Raw genomic sequence first — 6,680 nt, 5'->3', positions numbered from 1 at the left:
TCAGAACCAGTTGATGGTGAGGGGGAAGGTGGTGGTGGCGGTGGCTGTGGTGGAGTCGGTGGCGGTTGCGGTGATCTGGAGGGTTCCGGTGGTCCAGGGTTTGCCGGTGATGCGGCCGGTGTCGGTGTCGATGGTGAGGCCGAAGGGGAGTCCGGTGGCGGTGTAGCGGAGGGCGGGTTTGCCGCCGGTGGCGGTGAGTTGGACGGTGCAGGTCTGGTTGAACTTGCAGGTCTGGGGTCCGGGGTTGGCCAGCTTCAGGTCACCGGGGGTCGGGGTGGGCGTGGGGGTCGGGGTGGGAGTCGGCGTCGGCGTGGGAGTCGGCGTCGGGGTCGTGGAGCCGTCGAAGACCTCCGTGATCGGCTGGACGTTCGCCGCGTTGCCCGCGTGCGTCGCCGTGCCGAACAGGTCCTCGAAGGTGCGCAACAGGTGGTGGTGGTTGAAGGCGGTGGCGTACTTGCCGGTCTTCACCTTCGCCCCGTAGAACACCGTGGCGATCTGGTTGGAGCCGAGGTAGTTGTCCTCGTCCCACGTCAGCACCAGCAGGCTGTTGTTGGCCTTCGCCCACTGCGCGTACGCGTCGATGTTGTTCTTCGTCCACGTGTCACCCGTGTTCACCGAGCACGAGTGCATGTCGTTGCACTGGTTCGGGACGACGAAGGACAGGTTCGGCAGCGCCGCGAAGTTGTTCTGCGGGAATTGTGTCCAGGTTTTGCCCGTATTCAGCGGTACGTTCTTGAAGGCGAACCACGGGTTGTGCTTCTGCGCGTACTGGCCGTTGGTGCAGGCGGTGGACCCCTCGGCCGGCAGGTCCTCGTTGTACGTCGCGAAGGTCTTCCCGGCCGCGATCAGCTCCTGGCCGAGGTTGGCCGCGCTCATCGACTGCGGGGTGTAGCAGCCGTCCCCGGTGATGCCCTGGGTGGCGCCGGAGAACAGGTTGAAGTAGTTCGGCTGGCTGGGGTGGGTCAGCGCCTTCATGCCGGTCAGGCCGGCGCCGCCGTTCGCGAGCTGGTTGACGTACGGGGCGTTCGCGCTGCCGATGATCTCGCCGTACTGCTTGTTCTCGTAGACGACGACCACCACGTGGTCGTAGGCCGGCAGGGCGGCCGCGGCCACCGGTGTACGCGGGGTCGCCGGGTCCGACTCGGCCGCCTGTGAGTTGGCCACGGTGAACGCGCCCAGCAGGCAGAGCGAGCCGAGTGCGGCCACGAGCGCGGACCGGCGGGCCCTGCGTCTTGTGGCGGGCAGGGGTGAGGGCATGAGCGGTTCCTCCTCGGTGTGGGTGTTCGTTCCTCGTGGGTGGTTCATTCCTCCCGCCGGGCCGCACCGGCCACGGCGATGTTCAGGAACCGCGGTACCGGCCGGCCCCGGCCGCGGAACTCCTCCGCCACCGCGGCCCGTACCGCCGTCAGGCGCGACGCGGGCAGCAGCACCAGCACGCTCCGCCCCGGCCGCCGTCCGGGCGGCCAGGCGCTCAGCGCCCCGGCCCGGCGGGCGCAGGACACCGCCCGGGCCAGCTCGGCCGCCCGCTCCGCGGGATCGCCCCGGACGGCGAGGAGCACCAGCCGAGTCCCCGAAGCCGCCGGGTCGAAGGCGACGTGACGCCGCTCCTCCCCGGTGTCCAGGAGCAGGGCCTGGCCGGGCCGGGCGAACAGCACCGCCCTGCGCAGCGCGTCGTCGCCGTCCGGCAGCGCCCGCGCCAGCAGCCGGGCCAGCCCGTCCCGGTCGGGTTCCGTGTCCGCCGGGGTGTGTACGTCGGCCACCGCGAGCGCCATCGCACAGTCGGCGGGCTCCGCCGTGGCCAGCCCGGCGGCTTCCGTGAGCGAGCCCTGGAGGTGCAGGTCGGTCCCCCCGCGCCCGTAGCCGGCGCGGGCCAGCGCCCGCAGCAGGGCGTACGGGCGGACGGCCCAGGCGGGGGCGGCGGGCGGGGGCCCGTCCGGGGTCAGCGGCAGATCGCAGCTGTCGGCGGGGTGCCCGAGGGAGCTGAGCCGCACCAGGCCGTCCGTACGCGGCGCGGCGGCGGCCGCCACCGGCCAGCCGGCCGCCGCGACCAGCCCGGGCGAGCCCAGGTGGAAGGCGTACGGGGCGCTCCAGACGGCGGTGGGCGGCCGGCCGTGCGCGGCCTCCAGGGCGTAGGCGACGAGCCGGAAGAGCGGATCGGCGGTGGCCCTGCGCGCCAGCCCCGGCGGTACGGGACCGACGGGCGGGGTGCCGACGGGGACGGGAGCGACACGCTTGGATCCGACGGGGACGGAGCCTGCGGGCGCCCCGCCGCCGCCCCGCGGCGAGGCGCCGGTCCGGGCCGCCGTCACCGGTCCTCCCCGACGGCCGTCGGCAACCGGTCGTCCCGGCGGGCCAGCAGCCGGTAGGCGTTCCCGCCGTCCGTCCGCCGGGCCACGGCCGTCCGCAGCGCGTCGAGCGCCGCCGCCCCGGCGAAGCAGGGCAGCGCGGCCGCCCGTACGGCATGTGCCAGCGCCCGCCCGCGGCGCGTGGCCGGGGGAGCCCACGGGCGGTCCGGATCCGGAGCCAGCCGGGTGGTGGTCAGGGCCACCGCGCCGAAGAAGTCGTTGCCCTGGTGGGCGGCGCCGTGCTCCTCGGCCAGGACGGTGAACCCGCGTGCGGCCAGTGCCTCGCGCAGGTTCGACGCCGGGACCAGGTGCTGGTGCTGCGGCTGGAACCACGGCAGCCACGCGGAGCCCAGCAGCCGTGCCATCCGCGATTCGGGGTCGGGCAGCTCGATCGCCAGGAACCCGCCGGGAGCGAGGACGGCGGCGGCGGTGTCCAGCTCGGTGAGCGGGTCCCGGGTGTGCTCCAGGTAGTGGTACATGCTGACCACCTCGTACCGGCCGGCCAGTTTCTCCGCGAACTCCGGGAACTGGCCCTGGAATCCGGTCTCCACCCAGCCGCGCCGCTCGGCCGCGCCGACCCCGTCTCCCATGTCCAGCCCGTCGAAGCGGGTGTCCGGCCAGACGGTCCGCGCCGCGTTGCAGAAGTGGCCGTGGCCGGTCCCGACGTCGAGCCAGGAGGCCGGGGCGTCCACCGTGTGCGGGCGGAGCATCTCGGCGCGCTTGCGGTACGAGTCACCGAGCCGTCCGAAGACCGTCCCGGCGCCCTCCCCGCCGCGCCCGTCGTAGAAGTCCCGGTAGTAGAACTCCAGCCCGTCCAGGGTCAGTCGGGGGTTCTGGAAGACGTGGCGGCAGTCCGCGCACTGCTCCAGGGTGAACCGGCCGGGCTTGGCCTGGAGGAGATCGGGCACCCGGACGCGTACGAGGAGCTGCCGGGAGCCGCACCAGGGGCAGCTCGTCCGCCGCGGTTCCAGGAACCGGTCGGTACCGAAGGCCAGTTCGGCCCGGTACGCGGCCGCGCGGGCGGTGTCGGCGCCGGAGTCCGCGTCCGGGCCGGCGGGCGTACGCAGGACCGCGGCGGCCGTACGTGCGGCGGCGCCGAGGGAGCGCGCCGGCCGGGCGGCGGTGGCCCCGGGGAGGTCGGCGGGGCGCAGCGGGGCGCCCGGCCCCCCGAGCACCAGGTAGGGCTGCAGCCAGTACAGTCCGGCCGCCGCCGCACCCCACCGGCCCTGGCGCCCGGCGAGCCCGGCCAGCAGTCCCAGCCCGGCGAACTGCGCGGCGGCCAGCACCCCCGGCGGGAGCCCCTGGGCCCGCAGCTCGGCCGCCCGTACCGGCCCGGCCGGATCCCCGGCCCGGCCGACGGACAGGGCGGGGGCGATGGCCAGGCCCGTGGAGTCGGCGGCGTACTCCTTCAAACGGCGGGTCAGCGCCAGGAGATCGGCGGGCTCCCGGCCGGCGGCGTCCGGGCCGGTACCGCCCAGGTCCACCCCCGCCCTCGCCAGCACCTCGTCGGCGACGAGCACCGCGTACCCCGCCCCGCGCCCCTCCGCGAGCCGGTCCTCCCGGTACCCGGCCGGGTCGACCAGCCGCAGCAGCCCGAGCGCCCGCTCGACGGCGAGATCGGCCGGCAGCAGGTCCAGCACCCGCAGGCCCTCCCGGTCGGCGTGCGCGCAGGCGGCCAGGAACGTGGCGGGGTCGACCTCGACCCCGCGCGCGGTCAGCAGCCGCCACCCCGCGGCACGCGGCAGCCCGTCCGCCGCGGACGGGGGCGCGGGCAGTACGGGGATCGCCCGCAGCCGGCGGCGGGCGCGCACCGTACCCGCGCCGAGCGCGACCAGGGTCAGCGCGGAGGTCCACCGGACCCGGTGGAAGGGGGGAGGTGTCATGACAGCTTCTCCAACCGGTCGGCCGCGGCGGCGGCCCCGCCGGCCGCGGCGAAGGAGGCCTGGATCCGCCGGGCGGCCCGGCGATGGCCGGGATCGTCCAGCACGGCCGTGAGCGCGTCACACAGTTCCTCGGCCCGGGTCCTGCCGAAGCGCACCCGCACCCCCGCCCCCGCCTCGACGACCTGCCGGGCCACGATCGGCTGGTCGTCCCGGATCGGCGCGACCACCAGCGGCAGCCCGTACGCGAGCGCCTCGCAGACGGTGTTGTGCCCGCCGTGGCTGACCACGACGTCCAGATGCGGCAGCAGTTCCAGCTGCGGCACCCGCTCCTGGAGCAGTACGTTCCCCGGCGCCGGCCCGACCAGCGACGCGGGAGCGGCCAGCACCAACTGGACGTCATCGGCCAGCCGTTCGGCGGCCTTCAGCACGGTGGCGTAGAACCGCCCGCCTGCCTCCTGGTTGAGGGTGCCCAGCGAGACCAGCACCCGCCGCCGCTCCGGATCCAGCCGCTGCCACGGGAAGTACGGAGCGGCGGGCCTGGCCCCGAAGGCTGGTCCGACGAACGCGTGATGGGCCGGGAACACCTGGCCGACGCCGACGAGTTCCGGGGTCGAGAAGACGATCACGAGCCGCTCGGAGAACCGCGGATCCCAGTCCGCTTCCGGCATCCCGCAGGCCGAGAGGAAGCCGGATATCTGCCCCGAGACCCACTCCCCGACCTTCGGGAAATCGGCGAAGGGGCGGGTCAGTTCGGCCGACGTGCTGGCCGAGGTGGCCCAGGGGATCCCGAGTCGGCGGGCGACCACCGGGCCGGCCAGCGCCTGCTGGTCGGCGACCAGCAGATCCGGCTCGAAGGACCGCACGGCCTGCGTCACCCCGGCCACCATCGCCAGACCCAGCGGCACCAGCGCCTCCTCCCACAGGAAGCGCAGCGCCCCCACCCCGCGCAGATCGCGCCAGCGCTCGTGCAGGGCCGCGTAGCCGCCGCCCGCCTCGTCCCCGGCCGGCAGTACCCGGGCGTGCGCGGGCAGCAGCCGGGCCAGTGCCCCGGCCGGCCCGGTCCAGGCCACCTCGTGCCCCCGCGCGGCCAGTTCGGCGCCGACCGCCACCGTCGGATTGACGTGCCCCGCCAGCGGCGGGACCGTGAACAGCACCTTCATCGGACCAGCGCTCCCGCCCGCGGGGCGCGCGCCCCGCGCACCGCCCCCGCCGCCGTCGCTTCGAGATGGGCGAGCACGGTCTCCCGCAGGACCCCGCTGCTCTCCTTCAGTACGTCGTGGCCGAGGCCGGGCAGGATCTCGATCGTGGCGCGGGGCGCGCGGCGGGCCAACTCCACCGCTCCCGGCACCAGTTCCGAGTGCTCGCCGCAGACGATCAGCGTCGGGCAGCCCAGCCGGGCGAAGTCGGCGGCCGTGAAGGTGCGGCTCGCCGCGATGTCGTCGATCAGGCTGGTCCGGTTCAGCAGTTCGTCGGCGATCGAGGTGAGGTTGGCGGCCTTGCGCAGTCGCAGGGTGAGCAGCTCGGCGGGGACCGGGCTGTCCTCCAGGCTCAGCGCGGCCGCCGACAGGGTGTCCACCATGTTCTCCACCCAGGCCCCGCTGAGCGGGGGTTCGAGCAGCGTCAGCCCGGCGACGAGGTCCGGGCGGGCGAGGGCCGCGTGCAAGGCCAGCGTGCCTCCGTAGCTGTTGCCGACCAGGTGCACCGGGCGGTGCCCGAGGCCCAGCGCGCCGAGCAGCGACACCAGGTCCCGTACGGCGGTCCGGCTGTCGTAGCCGGTGGCCGGGCGCTCGGAGCGGCCGTGGCCGCGGAGGTCGTAGAGGACGGCCTCGTGGCCCGCCCTCGCGACCGGGACGGCCAGGGGGCAGTAGAAGGAGGACAGGTTGTCCACGACCAGCCCGTGCAGGAACACGACGACGGGACGGTCGGGACCGGCGGCCCCGGCGGTGGCCGGGAGCCGCTGGACGTGGAAGCGGAGGGGACCCGCGGGGACGAAGGCCATGGCGGGCTCAGCCGGCCGTCGGCGCGGAGGCCGCCGCGGCCGGTGCCGTCAATGCCGTCGATGCCGGGGCGCTCGTCGCCCGGGCCGTCGGCGCAGGGGCCGTCGCGGCCGCCGACGACGTACGGGCCAGGGAGGCGTGGGTGATCCGGCCGATGTGGGTGACGAGTTCGCCGACCGACATGGCGAGGATCGCGTCCATGTCCTTCTCGGCGAGGAAGCCCATCAGGTCCACCTCGGACCCGTAGCGCTCGTGCAGCAGCTCGGCGAGGGCGACGAACTCGATGCTCTCCAGGGCGAGATCCTCGTTGAAGCTCGTACTCATGGTGACCTCCTCCGCGAGAAGGAACTCGTCGCCGAGGATCTCCACGAGCATGCCGGTGATCTCGGCGAGGATGTCAGTGGTGGTGGCCATGGCTGGTCTCCGTGAGGTGGAAGGGGACGGGGGAGGGCCGC

Annotated in this window: 6 protein-coding genes; all 6 read right to left on the bottom strand. The window is 74.9% G+C overall.

Translation table 11 applies throughout. The features are described from left to right. From ADK52_RS44750 to ADK52_RS05695, 6 genes are read right to left on the bottom strand one after another with little or no spacing between them, the layout of a single operon-like run. Positions 1 to 1,257: an alkaline phosphatase family protein gene (locus ADK52_RS44750; protein ID WP_053688684.1), complete on the bottom strand. Its 1,257-nt coding sequence runs from the start codon at positions 1,255 to 1,257 to the stop codon at positions 1 to 3. A gap of 44 nt (positions 1,258 to 1,301) precedes the next feature. Next, positions 1,302 to 2,309, bottom strand: a complete 1,008-nt coding sequence (locus ADK52_RS05715) for a galactokinase (RefSeq protein WP_234343455.1) — start codon at positions 2,307 to 2,309, stop codon at positions 1,302 to 1,304. Continuing rightward, positions 2,306 to 4,228, bottom strand: a complete 1,923-nt coding sequence (locus ADK52_RS05710) for a class I SAM-dependent methyltransferase (RefSeq protein ID WP_063783778.1) — start codon at positions 4,226 to 4,228, stop codon at positions 2,306 to 2,308. The genes ADK52_RS05715 and ADK52_RS05710 overlap by 4 nt, the downstream gene beginning before the upstream one ends. Continuing rightward, the gene (locus ADK52_RS05705; RefSeq protein ID WP_053688683.1) at positions 4,225 to 5,388 is read right to left on the bottom strand and encodes a glycosyltransferase; all 1,164 of its coding nucleotides are present in this window, start codon (positions 5,386 to 5,388) and stop codon (positions 4,225 to 4,227) included. The genes ADK52_RS05710 and ADK52_RS05705 overlap by 4 nt, the downstream gene beginning before the upstream one ends. Then, positions 5,385 to 6,227: an alpha/beta fold hydrolase gene (locus ADK52_RS05700; protein WP_053688682.1), complete on the bottom strand. Its 843-nt coding sequence runs from the start codon at positions 6,225 to 6,227 to the stop codon at positions 5,385 to 5,387. The genes ADK52_RS05705 and ADK52_RS05700 overlap by 4 nt, the downstream gene beginning before the upstream one ends. Positions 6,228 to 6,234: 7 nt before the next feature. Continuing rightward, positions 6,235 to 6,639: an acyl carrier protein gene (locus tag ADK52_RS05695; protein WP_234343454.1), complete on the bottom strand. Its 405-nt coding sequence runs from the start codon at positions 6,637 to 6,639 to the stop codon at positions 6,235 to 6,237. Between the last annotated feature and the right edge of the window lie 41 nt (positions 6,640 to 6,680).

It is taken from the genome of Streptomyces sp. WM6372 (assembly GCF_001279655.1).
GTDB lineage: Bacteria > Actinomycetota > Actinomycetes > Streptomycetales > Streptomycetaceae > Streptomyces.
The sequence above is the reverse complement of the archived record's forward strand: the minus strand, read 5'-3'. Positions and strand labels throughout refer to the sequence as shown.

Coding starts and splice junctions, on each gene's coding strand:
- ADK52_RS05710 (WP_063783778.1), bottom strand. CDS start 4,228: ATGACACCTCCCCCCTTCCACCGGGTCCGGTGGACCTCCGCGCTGACC.
- ADK52_RS44750 (WP_053688684.1), bottom strand. CDS start 1,257: ATGCCCTCACCCCTGCCCGCCACAAGACGCAGGGCCCGCCGGTCCGCG.
- ADK52_RS05695 (WP_234343454.1), bottom strand. CDS start 6,639: ATGGCCACCACCACTGACATCCTCGCCGAGATCACCGGCATGCTCGTG.
- ADK52_RS05700 (WP_053688682.1), bottom strand. CDS start 6,227: ATGGCCTTCGTCCCCGCGGGTCCCCTCCGCTTCCACGTCCAGCGGCTC.
- ADK52_RS05705 (WP_053688683.1), bottom strand. CDS start 5,388: ATGAAGGTGCTGTTCACGGTCCCGCCGCTGGCGGGGCACGTCAATCCG.